Origin of the sequence: Xanthomonas protegens (assembly GCF_038442435.1) — a bacterium.
GTDB lineage: Bacteria > Pseudomonadota > Gammaproteobacteria > Xanthomonadales > Xanthomonadaceae > Xanthomonas_A > Xanthomonas_A sontii.
The window spans coordinates 18,039-37,367 of sequence record NZ_JAQJCQ010000003.1 but is presented as its reverse complement, the minus strand read 5'-3'; the positions used below and the strand labels follow the sequence as shown (position 1 = coordinate 37,367).

Annotated in this window: 19 protein-coding genes; 11 read left to right on the top strand and 8 right to left on the bottom strand. The window is 69.7% G+C overall.

What is annotated here, in order from left to right; genetic code table 11:
- The 4 genes from PIQ37_RS05180 to PIQ37_RS05165 form a co-directional block, all read right to left on the bottom strand.
- Positions 1-1,209, bottom strand: coding sequence for an aminotransferase-like domain-containing protein (locus PIQ37_RS05180; protein ID WP_267124316.1), 1,209 nt, complete (start codon positions 1,207-1,209; stop codon positions 1-3).
- 74 nt (positions 1,210-1,283) lie between these two features.
- A complete protein-coding gene (locus PIQ37_RS05175; RefSeq protein ID WP_342072648.1) occupies positions 1,284-1,538 on the bottom strand; it encodes a DUF6587 family protein in 255 nt (84 codons plus the stop codon).
- A 1-nt stretch (position 1,539) separates the two neighbouring features.
- Positions 1,540-3,399 (bottom strand): ferrous iron transport protein B, encoded by a 1,860-nt coding sequence (gene feoB, locus PIQ37_RS05170; RefSeq protein ID WP_342072647.1) that lies wholly within the window; start codon positions 3,397-3,399, stop codon positions 1,540-1,542.
- Positions 3,396-3,647, bottom strand: coding sequence for a FeoA family protein (locus tag PIQ37_RS05165; protein ID WP_026144392.1), 252 nt, complete (start codon positions 3,645-3,647; stop codon positions 3,396-3,398). The genes feoB and PIQ37_RS05165 overlap by 4 nt, the downstream gene beginning before the upstream one ends.
- Before the next feature lie 124 nt (positions 3,648-3,771).
- Here PIQ37_RS05165 and PIQ37_RS05160 point away from each other — a divergent pair, with 124 nt between their 5' ends.
- The 6 genes from PIQ37_RS05160 to PIQ37_RS05135 all read left to right on the top strand — a co-directional run bounded on the left by PIQ37_RS05160 (position 3,772) and on the right by PIQ37_RS05135 (position 7,995).
- Positions 3,772-4,560, top strand: a complete 789-nt coding sequence (locus PIQ37_RS05160) for an enoyl-CoA hydratase-related protein (RefSeq protein ID WP_342072646.1) — start codon at positions 3,772-3,774, stop codon at positions 4,558-4,560.
- Positions 4,557-4,961: a VOC family protein gene (locus PIQ37_RS05155; RefSeq protein ID WP_342072645.1), complete on the top strand. Its 405-nt coding sequence runs from the start codon at positions 4,557-4,559 to the stop codon at positions 4,959-4,961. The genes PIQ37_RS05160 and PIQ37_RS05155 overlap by 4 nt, the downstream gene beginning before the upstream one ends.
- A 136-nt stretch (positions 4,962-5,097) precedes the next feature.
- Positions 5,098-5,994 (top strand): hydroxymethylglutaryl-CoA lyase, encoded by an 897-nt coding sequence (locus tag PIQ37_RS05150; RefSeq protein ID WP_342072644.1) that lies wholly within the window; start codon positions 5,098-5,100, stop codon positions 5,992-5,994.
- Positions 5,995-6,106: 112 nt separating this feature from the next.
- Positions 6,107-6,877: an SDR family oxidoreductase gene (locus PIQ37_RS05145; protein WP_342072643.1), complete on the top strand. Its 771-nt coding sequence runs from the start codon at positions 6,107-6,109 to the stop codon at positions 6,875-6,877.
- Between the two features lie 109 nt (positions 6,878-6,986).
- Positions 6,987-7,553: an elongation factor P-like protein YeiP gene (gene yeiP / locus PIQ37_RS05140; RefSeq protein WP_017912214.1), complete on the top strand. Its 567-nt coding sequence runs from the start codon at positions 6,987-6,989 to the stop codon at positions 7,551-7,553.
- A gap of 4 nt (positions 7,554-7,557) precedes the next feature.
- On the top strand, positions 7,558-7,995 hold the full coding sequence (locus PIQ37_RS05135) for a hypothetical protein (protein WP_342072642.1): 438 nt from the start codon (positions 7,558-7,560) through the stop codon (positions 7,993-7,995).
- A 533-nt stretch (positions 7,996-8,528) separates the two neighbouring features.
- Here PIQ37_RS05135 and PIQ37_RS05130 read toward each other — a convergent pair.
- The 3 genes from PIQ37_RS05130 to PIQ37_RS05120 all read right to left on the bottom strand — a co-directional run bounded on the left by PIQ37_RS05130 (position 8,529) and on the right by PIQ37_RS05120 (position 12,272).
- Entirely contained in the window at positions 8,529-10,451 is a 1,923-nt protein-coding gene (locus tag PIQ37_RS05130; RefSeq protein ID WP_342072641.1) for a DUF4105 domain-containing protein, read from the bottom strand.
- On the bottom strand, positions 10,448-10,765 hold the full coding sequence (locus tag PIQ37_RS05125; RefSeq protein ID WP_010341821.1) for a DUF2388 domain-containing protein: 318 nt from the start codon (positions 10,763-10,765) through the stop codon (positions 10,448-10,450). Before PIQ37_RS05125 ends, PIQ37_RS05130 begins: the two co-directional genes overlap by 4 nt.
- Before the next feature lie 118 nt (positions 10,766-10,883).
- The gene (locus tag PIQ37_RS05120; RefSeq protein WP_342072640.1) at positions 10,884-12,272 is read right to left on the bottom strand and encodes an FAD-binding oxidoreductase; all 1,389 of its coding nucleotides are present in this window, start codon (positions 12,270-12,272) and stop codon (positions 10,884-10,886) included.
- A 261-nt stretch (positions 12,273-12,533) separates the two neighbouring features.
- Between PIQ37_RS05120 and serA the strand changes: the two genes are divergently transcribed.
- Positions 12,534-13,775, top strand: coding sequence for a phosphoglycerate dehydrogenase (gene serA / locus PIQ37_RS05115; protein WP_342072639.1), 1,242 nt, complete (start codon positions 12,534-12,536; stop codon positions 13,773-13,775).
- Positions 13,776-13,981: 206 nt separating this feature from the next.
- On the opposite strand, the gene PIQ37_RS05110 is transcribed toward serA, so the two are convergent.
- Complete coding sequence (locus PIQ37_RS05110; RefSeq protein ID WP_342072638.1) at positions 13,982-14,563, bottom strand: NUDIX hydrolase; 582 nt, start codon at positions 14,561-14,563, stop codon at positions 13,982-13,984.
- Between the two features lie 169 nt (positions 14,564-14,732).
- Between PIQ37_RS05110 and PIQ37_RS05105 the strand changes: the two genes are divergently transcribed.
- The 4 genes from PIQ37_RS05105 to PIQ37_RS05090 all read left to right on the top strand — a co-directional run bounded on the left by PIQ37_RS05105 (position 14,733) and on the right by PIQ37_RS05090 (position 19,328).
- Positions 14,733-16,205, top strand: a complete 1,473-nt coding sequence (locus PIQ37_RS05105) for an amino acid permease (RefSeq protein ID WP_017912141.1) — start codon at positions 14,733-14,735, stop codon at positions 16,203-16,205.
- 85 nt (positions 16,206-16,290) lie between these two features.
- A complete protein-coding gene (locus tag PIQ37_RS05100) occupies positions 16,291-17,724 on the top strand; it encodes an amino acid permease (protein WP_342072637.1) in 1,434 nt (477 codons plus the stop codon).
- Positions 17,725-18,026: 302 nt separating this feature from the next.
- Complete coding sequence (locus PIQ37_RS05095) at positions 18,027-18,668, top strand: methylthioribulose 1-phosphate dehydratase (RefSeq protein ID WP_017912143.1); 642 nt, start codon at positions 18,027-18,029, stop codon at positions 18,666-18,668.
- Between the two features lie 93 nt (positions 18,669-18,761).
- A complete protein-coding gene (locus PIQ37_RS05090; RefSeq protein ID WP_342072636.1) occupies positions 18,762-19,328 on the top strand; it encodes a 1,2-dihydroxy-3-keto-5-methylthiopentene dioxygenase in 567 nt (188 codons plus the stop codon).
- Position 19,329: the final 1 nt, after the last annotated feature.

Below are 19,329 nucleotides of genomic sequence, written 5' to 3'. Positions count from 1 at the left end.
TCAGGCCGTCGCGCGTCGGTGCGCGGCGACCTCGTCCTGCAGCAGCGCACCGAGGATGCGCACGCCGGTCTCGATGCGCTCGGCCGGCACGGTCACGAACGACAGCCGCAGCGTATTGCGCTGCGGCGCGACCGCGAAGAACGGCGCGCCCGGCACGAAGGCCACGTTGCGCTCGATCGCCTTGCTCAGCAGCGCGCCGCCGTCCATGCCCTCCGGCAGTTCGACCCAGATGAACATGCCGCCGGCCGGGCGGTTCCAGCGCACCTGCGCCGGGAAATACTTGGCCAGGGCGGCCAGCATCTGCTCGCAACGGCTGGCGTACAGCGCGCGGATGCCGGGGATATGCGCATCCAGGAAACCGTCCTGCACCGCCTCGTAGACGATGCGCTGACTGAACGAGGGCGTGTGCAGATCCGCCGCCTGCTTGGCCTGCACCAGCTTGGCGTGCACCGCCTCCGGCGCGACCAGGTAGCCCAGGCGAAGGCCGGGCGCGAACACCTTCGAGAACGAGCCCATGTAGATGGCGCCGTCCGGGTTCATCGACAGCAGGCTCGGCAGCGTGTCGCCGCTGTAGCACAGCTCGCCGTAGGGATCGTCCTCGACGATGGGCACGCCGGCCGCGGCCGCACGCGCCACCAGCGCCTGGCGCCGGTGCAGCGGCAGGCGCCGCCCGGTCGGATTCTGGAAGTTCGGCAGCACGTACATGAAGCGCGCGCCGGCCAGTTGCGCATCGTCCAGCGCGTCCACCACCACGCCGTCGTCGTCCGACTGCATCGCCGCGAACGCCGGCTGGAACAGCGAGAACGCCTGCAGCGCGCCGAGATAGCTGGGCGTTTCCACCAACACCTTGCTGCCTTCGTCGATGAACACCTTGCCGAGCAGGTCCAGGCCCTGCTGCGAACCAGTGGTGATCAGCACCTGGCTGGGACGGATGTGGGCGCCGTCGCGACTCAGCCGCGCCGCGACCCATTCGCGCAGCAACAGATAGCCTTCGGTCGGGCCGTACTGCAGTGCCGCCTGCGGTGCGTCGCGCAGCACCTTGTCGCAGGCCTCGCGCATGCGCTCGACCGGGAAGGTATCCGGCGACGGCAGGCCGCCGGCGAAGGAGATCACTTCCGGGCGTTCGGTGACCTTGAGGATTTCGCGGATCGCCGAACTGGTCAGCGCCTGCGCACGGCGGGAGAACTGGAATGGGCTGGTCATCGGCATAGGATAGTCGCCGCCATCGCGGCGCGCATGTGCGGCGCACAAGCGGTGCGCCGGCCGGCAACGGGCGCCGCGGCTCAGTGCCGCCGCGGCGGCGTCGGCCCGCAGCTGTCGCAACCGCCGCAGGCGCCCGCGCCCGCGGTAGGCGCAGGCGCGATACGGCGACCGAGGGCCTGCAGCCACGCCGCGCGGCCCGGTTTGAGCAGGCGCACGGCGATGCCGCTGCACAGCTTGCGCGCGGTGCCGGGGAACTGCTTCTTCAGCACCACCCAGGCACTGACCAGCACCGCCAGCGCGATCACCAGGTACTGCAGCAGCAGCGAGGCGCTCATCTCAGCCGGCTCCCAGCGCCACCGCGACCTGGTAGGTGACCAGCGAGGCCAGATACGCCAGCGCGAACAGGTAGAACGCGGCGAAGCTCATCTGCTTCCACGAGTTGGTCTCGCGCTTGATCGTGGCCAGGGTGGAAATGCACATCGGCGCGTAGATGTACCAGACCAGCAGCGACAGCGCGGTGGCCAGCGACCAGCCGTCGTGGATCAGCGGCGACAGCGCCTGCGCGGCGGCATCGTCGTCGGCCGCCGACAGCGCGTACACCGTCGCCAGCGACGACACCGCCACTTCGCGCGCGGCCAGGCCGGGGATCAGCGCGATGCAGATCTGCCAGTTGAAGCCCAGCGGCGAAAACACCGTGGTCATGGCGTGGCCGATGCGGCCGGCGAAGCTGTAGTCGATCGCCGGCAGGGTGGCATCGGCCGGCGGCGCCGGAAAGTTCAGCAGGAACCACAGCAGGATGGTCAGCGCCAGGATGATGCCGCCGACGCGCTTGAGGAAGATCGCCGCGCGCTCCCACAGCCCCAGCGCCAGATCGCGCAGGTGCGGCACGCGGTAGGACGGCAGCTCCAGCAGCAGCGGATGCTCGCCCTTGTCGCGGCGCCACTTCTTCATCGTCCACGACACCGCCAACCCACTGACGATCGCCGCCACGTACAGGCCGAACAACACCAGGCCCTGCTGATTGAGCACGCCCCACACCTGCTTCTGCGGCACAAACGCGGCGATCAGCAAGGTATACACCGGCAGGCGCGCCGAACAGGTCATCAGCGGCGCCACCAGGATGGTCGCCAGGCGGTCGCGCGGGTCCTGGATGCTGCGCGTGGACATGATCCCAGGCACGGCGCAGGCGAAGCTGGACAGCAGCGGGATGAACGAGCGCCCGGACAGACCGGCGGCGGCCATCATGCGGTCGAGCAGGAAGGCCGCGCGCGGCAGATAGCCGGATTCCTCCAACGCCAGGATGAAGGCGAACAGGATCAGGATCTGCGGCAGGAACACCACCACCCCGCCGAGGCCGGCGATGATGCCGTCCACCAGCAGGCTGCTCAACGGTCCCTCCGGCAGGGTTCCGCCGACCCAGGCGCCCAGCGCCTTGGTCCCACCGTCGATCAGGTCCATCACAGGCTGCGCCCAGGCGAAAACCGCCTGGAAGATCAGGAACATCACCAGCACCAGGGTCAGCAGGCCGGCAACCGGGTGCAGCAACCAACGGTCCAGTGCGTCGTCGACGCGCGAGGTGCGGGTCGGCATCGACACCGCCGCCGCCAGGATCGCGCGCACCTGCTGGTGGTAGTCGCCCTGCCCCTCGCTCGGCGCCACCGCCGGCGGCAATGCCGGCGCCAGCGCATCCAGCCGCTCGACCAGAGCGCGGGCGCCGTTGCGGCGCACCGCCACGGTTTCGATCACCGGCACGCCCAGCGCCTGTTCCAGCGCCTGGCGGTCGATCTGGATGCCGCGGCGCTGCGCCGCGTCGACCATGTTCAAGGCCACCAGCATCGGCTTGCCCAGCTCGCGCAGTTCCAGCGCGAAGCGCAGGTGCAGGCGCAGGTTGGTGGCGTCGACCACGCAGACCAGCACGTCCGGCGCCGGCTCGCCCGGGTAGAAGCCGCGGCACAGGTCGCGGGTGATCGCCTCGTCCAGGCTGGCCGGCTGCAGGCTGTAGGCGCCTGGCAGATCCAGCACCGCGAACTCGCGCCCGGACGGCGCGCGGAAGCGGCCCTCCTTGCGCTCGACGGTGACGCCGGCGTAGTTCGCGACCTTCTGCTTGCTGCCGGTCAACTGGTTGAACAGCGCGGTCTTGCCGCAGTTCGGGTTGCCGACCAGGGCCAGGCGCAGCGGTGCGGCCACCGCGCTCACGAGCGCACCTCGTCCAGTGCGCTCACCTGCACCCGCGCCGCCTCGCTGCGCCGCAGCGCGAAGCGCGTATAGCCCACCTGCACCAGCAGCGGTTCGCCACCGATCGGCCCGCTGGCCAGCACCTGCACCTGTTCGCCGGCGACGAAGCCCAGCTCGCGCAGACGCCGCGCAATGGCGTCGTTGGCCTGGCGGTCGTGCACGGATTCCACGAGGGCGCTGCTGCGCAACGGCATGTCGGACAACGTCACAGCACGTTCCGTCGATAAGAATGGTTATCAATTGTAGCATCGCCGCGGCGCGTCATGGCGGCGCGGGCACGGCCGGCTATGATCGCCGTATGGCTGCCGTTTCCCCTTTGTACGAGCGTGTTCGATGAGCGATGCCCTGTTGTTGCAACGATCCGGCAAGGTCCTGACCCTGCAGTTGAACCGACCCGAGGTCCGCAACGCCTTCGACGCCGCGCTGATCGCCCAGCTCAGCGACGCCCTGCTGCAGATCGGCGCCGATCCGCAGGTGCAGGTGCTGGTCCTGGCCGGTGCGGGCGCGGCGTTCTCGGCCGGCGCCGACCTGCAGTGGATGCGCTCGATGGCCGGCGCCGGCGAACAGGAGAACCTGGACGATGCGCTGGCCCTGGCGCGGCTGATGCGCCTGCTGGACGAACTGCCCAAGCCCACGGTGGCGCGGGTGCAGGGTGCCGCGTTCGGCGGCGCGGTGGGCCTGGTCGCCTGCTGCGATATCGCCGTGGCCGCCACCGATGCGCGCTTCGCGCTCAGCGAAAGCCGGCTGGGCCTGCTGCCGGCGGTGATCTCGCCATACGTGATCGCGGCGATCGGCGCGCGCCAGGCGCGGCGCTGGTTCGCCAGTGCGGAAACCTTCGACGCCGCCACCGCGGCGCAGATCGGCCTGGTCCACCAGGCGGTGGCGCCGGAGGCGCTGGACGCGGCGGTGCAACGCCAGGTCGCCCTGCTCTGCCAGGCCGGGCCGCTGGCCGCCGCCGGCGCCAAGGCGCTGGTGCGGCGGGTCGCCGCCGGCGGCGAGCGCGATGCGCTGGACCAGGCCAACGCCGCCCTGATCGCGCAGTTGCGGGTCTCGGCCGAAGGCCAGGAAGGGCTGAATGCGTTTCTGGAGAAACGCGAACCGGCCTGGAGGGCCAGCCCATGAACCCGATCGACCATCTCGGCCTGCGCTGCAGCGACCTCGACCGCAGCCTGACCTTCTACCGTGCCGCCCTGGCCGCGCTGGAGCTGGACGTGGTGATGCAGGTGAGCGCCGAGGAAAGCGGCGGCCAGCGCCATGTCGGTTTCGGTCGCGACGGCAAGCCCAGCTTCTGGATCGCCGACGGCGGCCGCGACGCCGGCGACAATGGCGTGCACGTGGCCTTCGTCGCCGCCAGCCGCGCGCAGGTGGACGCGTTCCATCGTGCCGGCCTGGCCGCCGGCGGCCGCGAGCACGGCGCACCGGGCCTGCGCCCGCACTATCACCCCGACTACTACGGCGCCTTCCTGCTGGATCCGGACGGCCACAACATCGAAGCGGTCTGCCACCGCCCAGCAGCGGGCTGATCCGCGCTGCCCCGGCGCACCTGGCGCCGACCCTGCCTGCGGCTGTTTCACCGCCTCTCTTCATCAGGAATCCCATGACCCTCTTTGCTTCCCGCTTCGTGCGCAGCGCCCGGCCAACAGCGCAGGAATCCCGCGAATGAGCGACCGCGTGCGCATCGTCGAAGTCGGCCCGCGCGACGGCCTGCAGAACGAGAAGGCCTGGGTCGCCACGGAAGACAAGATCGAGCTGATCGCGCGACTGGGGCGCACCGGCCTGCGCAGCATCGAGGCGACCAGCTTCGTCAGCCCGAAATGGGTCCCGCAGCTGGCCGATGCGGCCGAGGTCTACGCCGGCATCGCGCAGGTGCCGGGCGTGGACTATCCGGTACTGGTGCCGAACCTGCAGGGCTACGAGCGCGCGGCCGCGGTCGGCGTGCGCGAGGTGGCCGTGTTCACCGCCGCCTCGGAGACCTTCAACCGCACCAATACCAATGCCGGCATCGACGAATCGCTGGCGCGCTTCGCGCCGGTGCTGGAGCGCGCGGCGGCGGATGGGGTCAAGGTGCGTGGCTACGTGTCCACCGTGCTCGGCTGTCCCTACCAGGGCGACGTCCCCCTGGCCGACGTGGTGCGGGTAGCGCAGCGGCTGCATGCGATGGGCTGCTACGAGATCTCGCTGGGCGACACCATCGGCGTGGGCACGCCGGGCAAGGCGCGGGCGATGCTGCGCGCGGTCGCCGCGGCGGTGCCGATGGCGGCGCTGGCGGTGCACTTCCACGACACCTACGGCCAGGCCCTGGCCAACATCGCCGCCTGCCTGGAAGAAGGCGTGCGCGTGGTCGATGCCGCGGTGTCCGGCGCCGGCGGCTGCCCGTATGCCAAGGGTGCCAGCGGCAACGTGGCCAGCGAGGACGTGGTCTACCTGCTGCACGGCAATGGGGTGGAGACCGGCATCGACCTGCCCGCGCTGGCCGCGACCGGCCGCTGGCTGGCACAGAAACTGGGCCGGCCGACCGGCAGCAAGGTCGGCCAGGCGCTGGCCGCCGAGGCCTGAGCCGCAGCAGTTACTCACCCGGCGACAGACCTGCGCGCCGCGGCCCGTCGCCGATCTCGCCGCGATGGGGCGGCAGCCTCTAAACTGGGCGTTTTCCTGGGAGGGAACATCCATGCAGCTTGCCGATCTGAAAGCGGTGGTCACCGGCGGCGTGTCCGGCCTCGGCCTGGCGGTGGCGCAACGCATCGTGGCCGAAGGCGGCAAGGTCGCGCTGTTCGATCTGAACGACGACAAGGGCGCGGCCGCGGTCGCCGCCCTGGGCGCGGACCGGGCCTGCTACCTACGCACCGACGTCAGCGACGAGGCCCAGGTGGCCGCGCAGCTCGGCGCAGCGCAGGGCTTCCTCGGCGGCCTCAATGCCGCGATCAACTGCGCGGGCATCCTCGGCGCCGGCCGCGTGCTGGGCAAGGAGGCGCCGATGCCGCTGGCCACCTTCCAGGGCACGGTGATGGTCAACCTGGTCGGCAGCTTCAACGTCGCCAAGGCCGCCGCCGACCTGATGCAGCACAACGCCACGGGCGAGGACGACGAGCGCGGCGTCATCGTCAACACCGCCAGCGTCGCCGCCTACGAAGGCCAGATCGGCCAGGCCGCCTACGCCGCGTCCAAGGGCGGCGTGGTGGCGATGACCCTGCCGATGGCCCGCGAACTGGCGCGCTTCGGCATCCGCGTCAACACCATCGCCCCGGGCATCTTCTGGACCCCGATGGTCGACGGCATGCCCGAGGCCGTGCAGCAGTCGCTGGCCGCCTCGATCCCGTATCCTTCGCGTCTCGGCCGCCCGGACGAATTCGCCGACACGGTGATGTTCCTGCTGCGCAACCGCTACCTCAACGGCGAAACCATCCGCCTGGACGGCGCGGTGCGGTTGGCGCCGAAGTAGCCGGGATTGGGGATTCGGCATTGGGGATTCGCAAGCGCTCCCCGTCCCGCGTCCCTGCCCGGCGCTTTCCAATCCCCAATCTCTAATCCCCAATCCCGGCCCCACACCCATGAAAGCCAACGAAATCAAGAAAGGCAACGTCGTCGAGTACAACAACGGCGTGTACCAGATCCGCGACATCGAGCGCAGCTCGCCGCAGGGCCGCGGCGGCAACGTGCGCTTCCGCTTCGTGATGTACAGCGTGCCGGGCGGCAACAAGCTCGATGCCAGCTTCGACGGCGACGACGACCTGCGCGAAGTCGAGCTGATGCGCCGCCAGTCCACCTTCTCGTACAAGGACGGCGAGGCCTTCGTGTTCCTGGACGACGAGGACTACACCCCCTACACCCTGGACGCCGATGCGATCGGCACCGATGCGGGTTACATCACCGACGGCCTCAGCGGCATCTACGTGCAGGTCATCGACGACCAGCCGGTGGCGATCCAGTTGCCGCAGAGCGTGACCCTGGAAGTGATCGAAACCCCGCCGGAGCTCAAGGGCGGCACCGCCACCAAGCGCCCGAAGCCGGCCAAGCTCAACACCGGGATCGAGATCATGGTGCCGGAGTACATCGGCAACGGCGAGCGCGTGCTGGTCAACACCACCACCGGCGAGTTCGCCGGTCGCGCCGACTGAGCCCATGCGCGGGCGCCGTGTCACCCACGTCTCCCGCACAGGCAGCGCCGCGCATGCGCCACGGCGCGCCTGCCTCGGCCTGCTGGCCTTGCCGGTGCTGGCGCTCGCCGCGCCGGTGACGCCGGCCGCGGCGACCAAGGCGGCCGCGGCCAAGCCCGCATGCACGATTCCGGACGCGGTCGATCCCGAGCACCACGACGGTTTCTGCACGCTGCCCGAGCCGATCCGCGCCTTCGTTGCGCGCCAGGACACCTGCAACCACTTCGCCGGCGAAGAGGCCTACGACGCGGCGCGACGGCGCGAACTGGAAAAGGCAATGGCCAAGTACTGCGACGGCAATGAACAGACCTGGGCGAAGCTGCGCGCGCAGTACCGCCAGGACCCACCACGCGACGCCTGGCTGCGCCGCTACGGCAAGGATGTCGGCCTCGAGCTGCCGTGATGGCGGTTTGCCGGCGGGTAGGTTGGGTGGTGCCCTTGCGAGGATGGGCGTCGGCCCTGACGGCCGTCGACATCTGCCGGCTTCGCGCCTTCGTTCGTCGCGGCTGAAGCCGATCCTACATGATTGGGTTGAGAGCGGCGCCGCGTTTCTGTGGGAGGGACTTCAGTCCCGACGCATGGAGCTATAGGTCTTCTTTCACTCTGACACGGCTGTGCCTGCGGCAAACAGGTGCTGCGGACTCGCCGCGAGCAGCGGCCGTAGGAGCGGCTTCAGCCGCGACCGCGCCGCCGTCTACCGCACGTGCGATACATGGGAGCGGCGCCGCGTTTCTGTGGGAAGGACTTCAGTCCCGACGCATGGAGCTATCGGTCTTGCTTCACGCCGACACGGCTGCGCCTGCGGCAAACAGGTGCTGCGGACTCACCCCGCGAGCAGCGCCGTAGGAGCGGCTTCAGCCGCGACCGCGCCGCCGTCTACCGCACGCGCGATACATCTGCCTTCGATAGCTTCGCCTAGCAAACCCGCATGCCGCACTACGGCTGCTCACCACGCGGCTGCAACACAGAAGGCGACCGCAACTGCAACCCACCGCCTTCGCGATTGAGCGTACGCAGACGTGCGCCTAGCGTCGCCAGGTTGGCATCGATCTGCGCCAGGTCCGCCTGCAGCGACGCCGGCAGCAACCCGCGCAGGCGCGTCTGCAGCGCAGCGCCGTCGTCGTGCAGCGCCGCGATCCGTGCCTGTCCCTGCACCTGCAGCCAGGCGCGCTCCTGCGCCTGCGGCAGGCCATAGCCCGGCTGCCCCTGCAGCAGGCTCGCCGGTTGGCTCAGTAGCCCTTGCTCGGCCAGCACCGCACGCACAGCGCTGGCAGCATCGCGCGTATCGGCACCCGCATCGCGCTCGCTCGCACCCGCCATCGCGGACGGCAACGGCTTGCCCAGATAGCGCCGCTTCAAGGCTTCGCGCCCACGCTGCTCGGCGCGGCGGCGGGCGGCGTTCTCCAGCAGCAGCAAGGCGGCACTGGCACGCAGGTCGCCACGCTGCAGCCACGGCGCACGCTGTGCGGCCGGCAGGTCCAGCCACGCGTCGGCATTGCGGGCAGGCAGCGCCAAGGAACCGCGTGCCACCGCGAACATCTCCTCAAAATGCGCGCTCGCCGCCGGGAAGAAGTAGCCATTGCGCACCGCCGCATCGGCGTCGTCGAACACCGACGCATCGGCGATGCCGGCCCGTACCAGGCGCCGGCGCAGGCCGGTCGGGCTGATCCCGGACAGATGCGCGGCCGCCAGCCGCGGCACGCCGTCGTGCAGCAAGGCGTAGGTCTCCACCGCGCAGTTGTTGCTGAGGAAGTAGTAGCGGCCGTCGTAGCTCCAGTGCAGTTGCGCGGCGCGCTCCAGCAGCGCGGCGATCTCTTCGCGCGACAGCCGCAGCGGCAGCGACTGCAGGCCGCGCAACTGCACCTGAGTGTAGTCGTCCACCACCTGGCGCAGCGGCAGCACGAACAACCGCGACGGGTAGGAGCCGGTGAGCCCGCGCAGGTTGGAAATCTGCACGTCGTCGACGAAGGCGCGGAACGACAGCACCCGGTGCTCGGCCAGATCCAGTCGGCATGCCGGCCCCAGCGGCCGCCCCGGCGCGCAGATCACCAGGCGCAGCATGCTGTGGCCCCAGTGGCTCATCGGCTGCGCATTGCCTTCGGCCAGCAGGTAGTCCACCGCGTAGATCCGCGCCGGATCCACCTGCAGCAAGGCGGCGGCGTCGGCCAGCGGATCCTGCACGAAGACCTGGCCGGGCGCGCATGCGTTCGACGGCGGCGTCCATGCCAGACGTGCGGCGAAGTAGCGGGCCAGCGCCGGCCGCCGGCAGGTGTAGTCCGGATCGAGCAGGAAGTGCTCGAGATTCACCGCCACGAACTCGGCCGGCGACTGCAATTCGTAGGGATCCGGGCTGCGCTCGGTGAACCGGTTCTGGCCGCGACGCAGGCCCAGGCGCATCGGGCTGACCTGCCAGCCGGCCAGATCCAGCAGCCGCGGATCGGACGAGAGATGCCCGGCCGTGGAGCGGTCGTAGAAGTGCGCCAGTTCGTGCAGCAAGGCGGCCAGTGCCGGGCGCCGTGCCGGGTCGGCGACCGGATCGGTGTCGCTGCCTGGCGCCGCCATCCAGTCGCGCAGCAAGCGCTTGTTCAACAGCAGGCGCCTGGCCTGCGCGCGCCCGTGCACCTGCGTGGGGAGATCGTCGCGCCACTGCAGCGGCAGCCCTGCGGGCAGCGCCGCGGTCCAGGCCGGCGGCAGTCGCGCCTGCGCTACGCTCAGCACGGCCTCGCTGGCCGTACGCTCGGCGGGGCTCAGCCCTGTCTCATCGACAGCGAGCGGCGCGGCCGCTGCGTGCACCGCAGCGGCCAGCGCCAGCAACGCCAGCCACCGCGCGCGCAGGCGCCGTGGCCGGCGCGGGATCACAGCGCCAGGATCGCCTGCGCCAGTTCCAGATCACTGGCCTGTTGCGCCTGCGGGTTGCGCTCGCGCAGCACGCGCAGCGCCGCTTCCAGTTGCACGCCGCGGATGCGGCCGGCGCTGGCGACGAAGCCGGCCGCGTCGTCGCGCGCCTGCAGCACCACCTTGTCGTTGTTGGAACTGCTGTCCGAGGACGCCGAGCTGCCGGCCGAGCCGGCCGAGGCCGAACCGGCGGAGCTGCCGGCGAAGCTGGACGCCTGCGCGAACGCGGGCAGGATCAGGGCGAACAGCAGGGCGCAGCGCGCGGTCACTCGGGTCATTGCAATCGTTCCAAACGGGATCGTGAAAAAGGGGACGGCCAGCGCCGCGCCGCATAGCCTAGCGGTCCGCCCCGCGCAGCGCCTGAACGGGCCGCGCGGCAGCGGTGCACGGCCGCGCTCAGGGATCGAACAGCTTGCCCGGATTGAGCAACCCGGACGGATCGAACACGCGCTTGACCGCGCGCATCAGCGCGATCTCCTCGGCGCTGCGGGTGCTGTCCAGATACGGCTTCTTGACCAGGCCGATGCCGTGCTCGGCGGAGATGCTGCCGCCGTGCTCGGCCAGCACCTGCGCCAGCAGCTTGGTCACCTGCTCGCAGGCGGCGATGAAATCTGCCGGTGTGGTGGCGTCGGGCTTGAGCACGTTGATGTGCAGGTTGCCGTCGCCGATGTGGCCGAACCACACCACCTCGAACTGCGGGTAGGCCTCGCCGAGCAGCGCCTGGGTCCGCGCCAGGAACGCCGGCATCGCCGAGATCCGCACCGACACGTCGTTCTTGTAGGGGGTGTAGCGCGCCACCGCTTCGGTGATGCCTTCGCGCAGGCGCCACAACTGCGCGGCCTGCGCCTCGCTCTGGCTGATCACCCCGTCCAGCACCCAGCCCTGCTCCATGCAGGCCTCGAATGCGGCCAGCGCCGCGGCCTCCTGCGCCTCGTTGCCGCTGGCGTACTCGGTGACCACGTAGTACGGATACACCGTGTCGAACGGAGCCTGCGCGCCATGCGCGAGCACGTGCTGCAGCGCGCGGTCGGTGAAGAACTCGAACGCCTCCAGCTGCAGCCGGCTGCGGAACGCGGCGAACACCTGCATCAGCACCTCGAACGAGGGCAGCGCCAGCAACATCACGTTGCTCGGCGGCGGCGGGTCGGTGAGCCGCAGGGTGGCTTCGACCACGATGCCGAGGGTGCCTTCGGAGCCGATCAGCAGTTGGCGGAAATCGTAGCCACTGGAATTCTTGATCAGCCCGCGGTTGAGCTCGAGCAGCTCGCCGCTGCCGGTGACCACCTTCAATCCGGCAATCCACTCGCGGGTGTTGCCATAACGGATCACGCGGATGCCGCCGGCATTGGTGGCGATGTTGCCGCCGATCGAGCACGACCCGCGCGCGGCGAAGTCCACCGGATACAGCAGACCTTGCTCGCGCGCCGCGTTGTGCACCGCTTCCAGCGGCATGCCGGCCTGCACGGTGAGGGTGCGGTCGACCGGATCGAAGGCCAGCGCCTTGTTCATCCGCTCCAGGCTCAGCACCAGTTCGCCGTGCGCGGCCACCGCGCCGCCGGACAAGCCGGTGCGACCGCCGGAGGGCACCACCGCCACCGCGTGGTCGTTGGCCCAGCGCAGCACCGCCTGCACCTCCTCCACCGTCGCCGGCAGCGCGATCGCCAGCGGCGCCGGGGTCCAGCGCCGGGTCCAGTCGCGACCGTAGTGCTCCAGGTCGGCGGGATCGGTCTTCAGGCGCAGGCCGGGAACGGCAAGGGCCAGGGCATCCAGGCGCGGGTCGGTCATAAGTGGAGAGGTCGAAGCGTAGACAATCGTTCAAGCGTGCCAGCGTTGTGCAACGGCGTCCAGTTCGCTGCCAGCAGGCCGCTGCTTTCGCGAATCCCCACTCCCCACTCCCGAATCCACCACCGGCCGCCGCCAATCGATGCAGCTGAAACCGTCCATCGGCGTTGCATCCACGGTCTCCCGGCATCCTATTGCGGCGCACCAAAGCGCGAAGCCATCTGGCATAGTGACCGGCCCGTTGGCCATCGCTCCCTCGCCGCAATGTCGCCCAAGAAGACCTCGTTTCCGAAGCAGGATATCCGCGTGCTGCTGCTCGAAGGCATCAGCCAGACCGCCGTCGACGTGTTTCGCGCGGCCGGCTACTCGCAGATCGAACTGCACGCCAAATCGCTGCCGGAAGACGAGCTCAAGCAGCGCATCGCCGAGGCGCACATCGTCGGCATCCGCTCGCGCACCCAGCTCAGCGCCGAGGTGCTGGCCCACGCCAAGCGCCTGATCGCGGTCGGCTGCTTCTGCATCGGCACCAACCAGGTCGACCTGGACGCCGCCGAACTGGCCGGCATTCCGGTGTTCAATGCGCCCTACTCCAACACCCGCAGCGTCGCCGAGCTGGTGATCGCCGAGGCCATCCTGCTGTTGCGCGGCATTCCGCAGAAGAACGCCGAATGCCATCGCGGCGGCTGGTCGAAGTCGGCCGCCGGCAGCCACGAGACGCGCGGCAAGGTGCTGGGCATCGTCGGCTACGGCCACATCGGCACCCAGGTCGGCGTGCTGGCCGAGTCGCTGGGCATGCAGGTGATCTTCCACGACATCGAGACCAAGCTGTCGCTGGGCAACGCCCGCACCGCCACCGACCTGGACGACCTGCTGGCGCGCGCCGACGTGGTCACCCTGCACGTGCCGGAAACTGCGGCCACCCGCAACATGATCGGCGCCACGCAACTGGCGCAGATGAAGCCGGGCGCGCACCTGATCAACGCCTCGCGCGGCACGGTGATCGACATCGACGCCCTGGACGCGGCGCTGCGCAGCGGCCACATCGGCGGTGCCGCGGTGGACGTGTTCCCGATCGAACCAAAGGGCAACGGCGACCTGTTCGAATCGCCGCTGGCCGCGCACGACAACGTGATCCTGACCCCGCACGTCGGCGGCAGCACGCTGGAGGCGCAGGACAACATCGGCGTGGAAGTGGCGGCCAAGCTGGTGCGCTACAGCGACAACGGCAGCACCCTGTCGGCGGTGAACTTCCCCGAAGTCACCCTGCCCGAGCATGCCGAGAGCCTGCGCCTGCTGCACATCCACCGCAACGTGCCGGGCGTGCTGTCGCAGATCAACGAACTGTTCTCGCGCCACAACGTCAACATCGACGGCCAGTTCCTGCGCACCGACCCCAAGGTCGGCTACGTGGTGATCGACGTCGCCGCCAGCGAGGAACTGGCCGCGGTGCTGAAGGACGAACTGGCGCAGGTGGCGGGGACGTTGCGGACGCGCATTCTTTACTAGCGGGGATTGGGGATTGGGGATTCGTGGGGGCGCTGCGCGCCCGGACCCTCACCCCAACCCCTCTCCCGGGGGGAGAGGGGCTAAGCCATCCAGCCGGAGCCGGCTTTTCTTTCTCCCCTCGGGAGAAGGTGCCCCGAAGGGGCGGATGAGGGTTCGGGCGCAGCCTCGTGCAGCTGAAACATCGCATGCGCTGCGCGCCCGCACCCTCACCCCAACCCCTCTCCCGGGGGGAGAGGGGCTGATGCGCTGCGCTTCAACCACTTCTGCGCCATGCGCCGCAGCGACGGATCCAGATCCGCTTCGTCCAGCAATTCGGCGATCGGGCGCCAGGCCAGGGCCAGCGACTCGGCGCTGATCGCGAAGGCTTCATCGGCGCCGGCGCGGACCACGTAGCGTGCGTCGTAATGCCAGTGCCCCGGCACCTCGCCGCGGGCGGGAATCCAGTGCCGGTCCAGGTCGAAGATCGCGCCATCCTCCAGCGCCAGGCCGGGCAGCCCCGATTCTTCCTCGGCCTCCTTCAACGCCACCCGCGCCAGATCGCGGTCGCCGTCGGCGTGGCCGCCCAGTTGCAGCCAGCGCTGCAGCTTGCGGTGATGGGTCAGCAAGGTGCGCGTGCCGTCGGCGCTGACCAGCCAGGCCGAGCCGGTGAAATGGCCGTCCAGGCGGGCGCGCACGAAGGGATCGGCGGCATCGTCGAGCAAGGCCAGGAACTGCGCGGCGACCTCGGCCTGGTCCGGGCACTGCCCGGCATGGGCCTGCAACTGCTGGCGTAGGGACGACTCCGGCATCGGCGTTCTCGCATTCGGGGGTGGCCATTATCGCCGTCCACGGTGCAGCGCGGCTTGTGGCGGCCGGCCGGCTTTGGCATGGTACGACGCTTGCGTCGCCCGCTGCGGGCCCGGCGCTTCGCCATTGCCGGGGCCACTTGCCCCGTACCGCCACCTGGGGATGCACCGAATGCTCAAGTCTCTGCTGAGGGTCAAGCCGATCGAACCGGCCGGTCACGTCGATGCCGGCGAACCGTTCGAAGGCAGTCTGGAGGGCGAAGCCACCCTCAAACGCACCCTCACCGCCAGACACCTGATCCTGCTCGGCATCGGCGCGGTGATCGGCGCCGGCATCTTCGTGCTCACCGGCCAGGCCGCGGCCAATCATGCCGGCCCGGCGGTGATGCTGTCGTTCGTGTTCGCCGGCCTGGCCTGCGCCTTCGCCGGCCTGTGCTACGCCGAATTCGCGGCGATGCTGCCGGTCTCCGGCAGCGCCTACTCGTACTCCTACGCCACGCTCGGCGAAGGCGTGGCCTGGTTCATCGGCTGGTGCCTGGTGCTGGAATACCTGTTCGCCGGCTCCAGCGTCGCGGTGGGCTGGTCGGCCTACCTGATCAGCTTCGTCACCGGCACCCTGGGCCTGCCCTTCCCCGCGGAACTGGCCAGCGCGCCGCTGACCTGGACCGGCCACGCCTTCGTCGCCTCCGGCAACATCGTCAATCTGCCGGCGGTGCTGATCGTGGCCGCGGTCAGCACGCTGTGCTACGTCGGCGTCACCCAGTCGGCCTTCGTCAACGCCATCGTGGTGGCGATCAAGGTGCTGGTGATCTGCCTGTTCGTCGGCGTCGGCATCTTCTACATCAACCCGGACAACTGGCACCCGTTCATCCCGGAAAACACCGGCCCGGGCGAATTCGGCTGGAGCGGCATCTTCCGCGCCGCCTCCATCGTGTTCTTCTCCTACATCGGCTTCGATGCGGTCTCCACCTCCGCCGGCGAAACCAAGGACCCGCAGAAGAACATGCCGATCGGCATCCTGGTGTCGCTGGCCATCTGCACCGTCATCTACATCATCGTCTGCGCGGTGCTGACCGGCCTGCTGCCCTACACCCAGCTCGGCACCGCCAAGCCGGTGGCCACCGCGCTGGAGCACTACCCGCAGCTGGCCTGGCTGAAGACCTTCGTCGAGATCGGCGCCATCGCCGGCCTGTCCTCGGTGGTGCTGGTGATGCTGATGGCGCAGCCGCGCATCTTCTACACCATGGCGCGCGACGGCCTGCTGCCGAAGCTGTTCGGCAAGGTCCATCGCCGCTTCCACACGCCCTACGTCGGCACCGTGGTGGTCGGCGTGCTGGCCGCGCTGCTGGCCGGCTTGATCCCGCTGGACGTGCTCGGCGAACTGGTGTCGATGGGCACCCTGCTGGCCTTCGCCACGGTGTGCGTCGGCGTGATGGTGCTGCGCTTCACCCGTCCCGATCTGCCGCGTCCGTTCCGGGTGCCGCTGTTCTGGGCGGTGTGCCCGCTGGGCGCGCTGTTCTGCGTGGGCCTGTTCTTCCAGGCATTCCAGGAACACTGGAAGGTGTTCGTCGGCTGGACCCTGATCGGCCTGTGCATCTACTTCTTCTACGGCATCCGCAACAGCCGCCTGGCCGCCAAGGCCTGATCCGTCCCCCAGAAGACCGGCGTCCGCGCCGGTCTTCGCGTTCGTCCCCTCTTCCTCGCACGCCGCGCCCGGCTGGAACCGCTCGATGCTCAAACAACTCTTGGCCACTAAACACCCCCATGCCAGCCACGAGGACGCCGGCGGGCTGGGCCTGCAACGTGCGCTCGGCCCCTGGGGCCTGACCGCGCTCGGCATCGGCGCGGTGATCGGCGGCGGCATCTTCGTCATCACCGGGCAGGCGGCGGCCAACCACGCCGGACCGGCGATCATGCTCTCGTTCGTGCTGGCCGCGGTGTGCTGTGCGTTCTGCGCGCTGGCCTACGCCGAGTTCGCGGCGATGGTGCCGGTCTCCGGCAGCGCCTACACCTACACCTACGCCACCTTCGGCGAGCTGGCGGCCTGGTTCATCGGCTGGATGCTGGTGCTGGAGTACGGCGTGTCGGCCTCCGCGGTGGCGGTGAGCTGGACCGGCTATTTCCTCAGCCTGCTCGACCACTTCGACATCCATCTGCCCGCGGCCCTGGTCAACGCGCCACTGGACGGCAAGCTGCAGCCGACCGGCGCGATCGCCAACCTGCCTGCCGCCGGCATCGTGCTGCTGCTGACCTGGCTGTGCTACGTCGGCATCCGCAAGTCCTCGGCGATGAACATGGCGATGGTGGTGCTGAAGAGCGGCCTGATCGTCCTGGTCATCGCCGCCGGCTGGAAGTACGTGGACCCGGCCAACTGGCACCCGTTCATCCCCGCCAACGAAGGCCCGGGCAAGTACGGCCTGGACGGCGTGCTGCGCGGCGCGGCGATGGTGTTCTTCGCCTATATCGGCTTCGAGGCGGTGTCGGTGGCGGCGCAGGAATCGCACCGACCGCAGCGCGACCTGCCGATCGGCATGATCCTGTCGCTGGTGATCTGCACCGTGCTGTACATCGCCATGGCCGCGGTGATGACCGGGCTGCTGCCGTACACCCAACTGGGCACCGACGAGCCGGTGGTGACCGCGGTGGCGGCGCATCCGCAGCTGGCCTGGCTGCGCGTGGTGGTGGAGATCGGCGCGCTGATCGGCCTGTCCTCGGTGGTGCTGGTGATGATCATCGGCCAGCCACGCATCTTCATGATCATCGCCCGCGACGGCCTGCTGCCGCCGGTGTTCACCAAGATCCACCCGACCTACCGCACCCCGCACGTCAACACCGTGATCACCGGCATCGGCATCGCCCTGCTGGCGGCGCTGTTCCCGCTGGACGTGCTCGGCGAACTGACCTCGATGGGCACCCTGATCGCCTTCGCCGCGGTCTGCGCCGGCGTGCTGATCCTGCGTCGCACCCAGCCGGACCTGCCGCGCCCGTTCCGCATCCCGTTCGCCTGGCCGATCTGCATCGCCGGCGTGCTCAGCTGCCTGGCGCTGCTGTCGGCGATGACCGCGCACAACTGGATGCTGATGGCCGGCTGGACGGTGATCGGCCTGGGGATCTACTTCGGCTACGGCTACCGCCACAGCCGCCTGCGCCGCAGCCAAGGCTGAGCCTTAGAGCCCCTCTCCCGCCGGGAGGGGGTTGGGGTGGGGGTACGGAGCGCGAAGCGCTGCACCCATCTGGCAACACGAGGCTGCGCCCGGACCCTCATCCGCCCCTGCGGGGCACCTTCTCCCGGCGGGAGAAGGGAACAGCCAAAGCCCCTCTCCCTCCGGGAGAGGGGTTGGGGTGAGGGTCCGACCGCTCGTGATCCGTCTGGAGAGAGGTTTGTGTGAGGCTACGGCATGAGGAGATGCTCCTGGGTGCAGCCACCTGTCATCCCAATCCAACCCCCAAGCCCTACACTACGCGCATGAACGCACTGCCCTACGATTCCGAGCGCCTGCGCACGCTGGCGCACCTGCTGATCGACAACATCCGCGAGCTCTCGCAGGCCGGCTGGACGCCTGCCACCAGCAGCAACTTCTCGCACCGCCTGGACGATCGCCATGCCGCGATCACCGTGTCCGGTCGCGACAAGGGCCGGCTGGTGGAGGACGACATCATGGTGGTGGACTTCGACGGCCAGGCCGTCGGCCGGCCGCTGCGCCCGTCCGCCGAAACCCTGCTGCACACCCAGCTGTACCGGCGCTTCCCCGAGGTCGGCTGCATTCTGCACACGCACTCGCCGGTGCAGACCATCGCCTCGCGCCTGTATGCGCCGCAGGGCCATATCCGCCTGGAAGGCTACGAGCTGCTGAAGGCGCTGCACGGCAACCAGACCCACGAGACCGCGGTGGACCTGCCGGTGTTCGCCAACACCCAGGACATGACCGTGCTGGCGGCGCAGGTCGACGCCCTGCTCGACCGCACGCCGCTGTGGGGCTACCTGATCGACGGCCACGGCCTGTACGCCTGGGGCCGCGACATGGCCGAGGCGCGCCGCCACCTGGAGGCCTTCGAGTTCCTGCTGCACTGCGAGCTGGAGCTGCGCAAGCTGCGCGCCGCCGGCTGACCGGTCCCGGCGCGACAGCGTTCCAGCGCCGCAACGGCCGCCGGCCGCGCACCTGCTACCCTTTTCGTCCCCCTGACGCTTTCGCCCGCCGCCATGAGCCGACTCCGCATCTTCGCCGACACCACTCCCGACACGCCGCTGTTCGACAGCCGCGATGGCGACGCGATCGCCGCCGAACTGCGCAAGATCGGCGTCACCTTCGAGCGCTGGCAGGCCAACCAGCCGATCGAGCCCGGCGCCTCGCCGGACGCGGTCATGGCCGCCTACAAGGCCGACATCGACCGCCTGGTCGCCGCCAACGGCTTCAAGACCGTGGACGTGGTCAGCATCGCCCCGGACAACCCGCAGCGCGAGGAGATGCGCAGGAAGTTCCTCGACGAGCACTTCCACAAGGAAGACGAGGTGCGCTTCTTCGTCGCCGGCTCCGGCCTGTTCACCCTGCACGTGGACGGCAAGGTCTACGAGATCGAATGCGTGCAGGACGACCTGATCGCCGTGCCCGACGGCACCCACCACTGGTTCGACATGGGGCCGGAGCCGCGCTTCGTCGCGATCCGCTTCTTCACCGAGCCGGACGGCTGGGTCGGCCACTTCACCGGCACCGACATCGCCCAGCGCTTCCCGCGCTACGAGGCGAAGCTGCGCGGCGAGGCGCACTGAG

Excerpts from the sequence above, each read along its gene's own strand:
- PIQ37_RS05180 (WP_267124316.1), bottom strand. The coding sequence starts at position 1,209 with ATGCCGATGACCAGCCCATTCCAGTTCTCCCGCCGTGCGCAGGCGCTG.
- PIQ37_RS05175 (WP_342072648.1), bottom strand. The coding sequence starts at position 1,538 with ATGAGCGCCTCGCTGCTGCTGCAGTACCTGGTGATCGCGCTGGCGGTG.
- PIQ37_RS05160 (WP_342072646.1), top strand. The coding sequence starts at position 3,772 with ATGAGCGATGCCCTGTTGTTGCAACGATCCGGCAAGGTCCTGACCCTG.
- PIQ37_RS05155 (WP_342072645.1), top strand. The coding sequence starts at position 4,557 with ATGAACCCGATCGACCATCTCGGCCTGCGCTGCAGCGACCTCGACCGC.
- PIQ37_RS05150 (WP_342072644.1), top strand. The coding sequence starts at position 5,098 with ATGAGCGACCGCGTGCGCATCGTCGAAGTCGGCCCGCGCGACGGCCTG.
- PIQ37_RS05145 (WP_342072643.1), top strand. The coding sequence starts at position 6,107 with ATGCAGCTTGCCGATCTGAAAGCGGTGGTCACCGGCGGCGTGTCCGGC.
- yeiP (WP_017912214.1), top strand. The coding sequence starts at position 6,987 with ATGAAAGCCAACGAAATCAAGAAAGGCAACGTCGTCGAGTACAACAAC.
- PIQ37_RS05135 (WP_342072642.1), top strand. The coding sequence starts at position 7,558 with ATGCGCGGGCGCCGTGTCACCCACGTCTCCCGCACAGGCAGCGCCGCG.
- PIQ37_RS05125 (WP_010341821.1), bottom strand. The coding sequence starts at position 10,765 with ATGACCCGAGTGACCGCGCGCTGCGCCCTGCTGTTCGCCCTGATCCTG.
- PIQ37_RS05120 (WP_342072640.1), bottom strand. The coding sequence starts at position 12,272 with ATGACCGACCCGCGCCTGGATGCCCTGGCCCTTGCCGTTCCCGGCCTG.
- serA (WP_342072639.1), top strand. The coding sequence starts at position 12,534 with ATGTCGCCCAAGAAGACCTCGTTTCCGAAGCAGGATATCCGCGTGCTG.
- PIQ37_RS05110 (WP_342072638.1), bottom strand. The coding sequence starts at position 14,563 with ATGCCGGAGTCGTCCCTACGCCAGCAGTTGCAGGCCCATGCCGGGCAG.
- PIQ37_RS05105 (WP_017912141.1), top strand. The coding sequence starts at position 14,733 with ATGCTCAAGTCTCTGCTGAGGGTCAAGCCGATCGAACCGGCCGGTCAC.
- PIQ37_RS05100 (WP_342072637.1), top strand. The coding sequence starts at position 16,291 with ATGCTCAAACAACTCTTGGCCACTAAACACCCCCATGCCAGCCACGAG.
- PIQ37_RS05095 (WP_017912143.1), top strand. The coding sequence starts at position 18,027 with ATGAACGCACTGCCCTACGATTCCGAGCGCCTGCGCACGCTGGCGCAC.
- PIQ37_RS05090 (WP_342072636.1), top strand. The coding sequence starts at position 18,762 with ATGAGCCGACTCCGCATCTTCGCCGACACCACTCCCGACACGCCGCTG.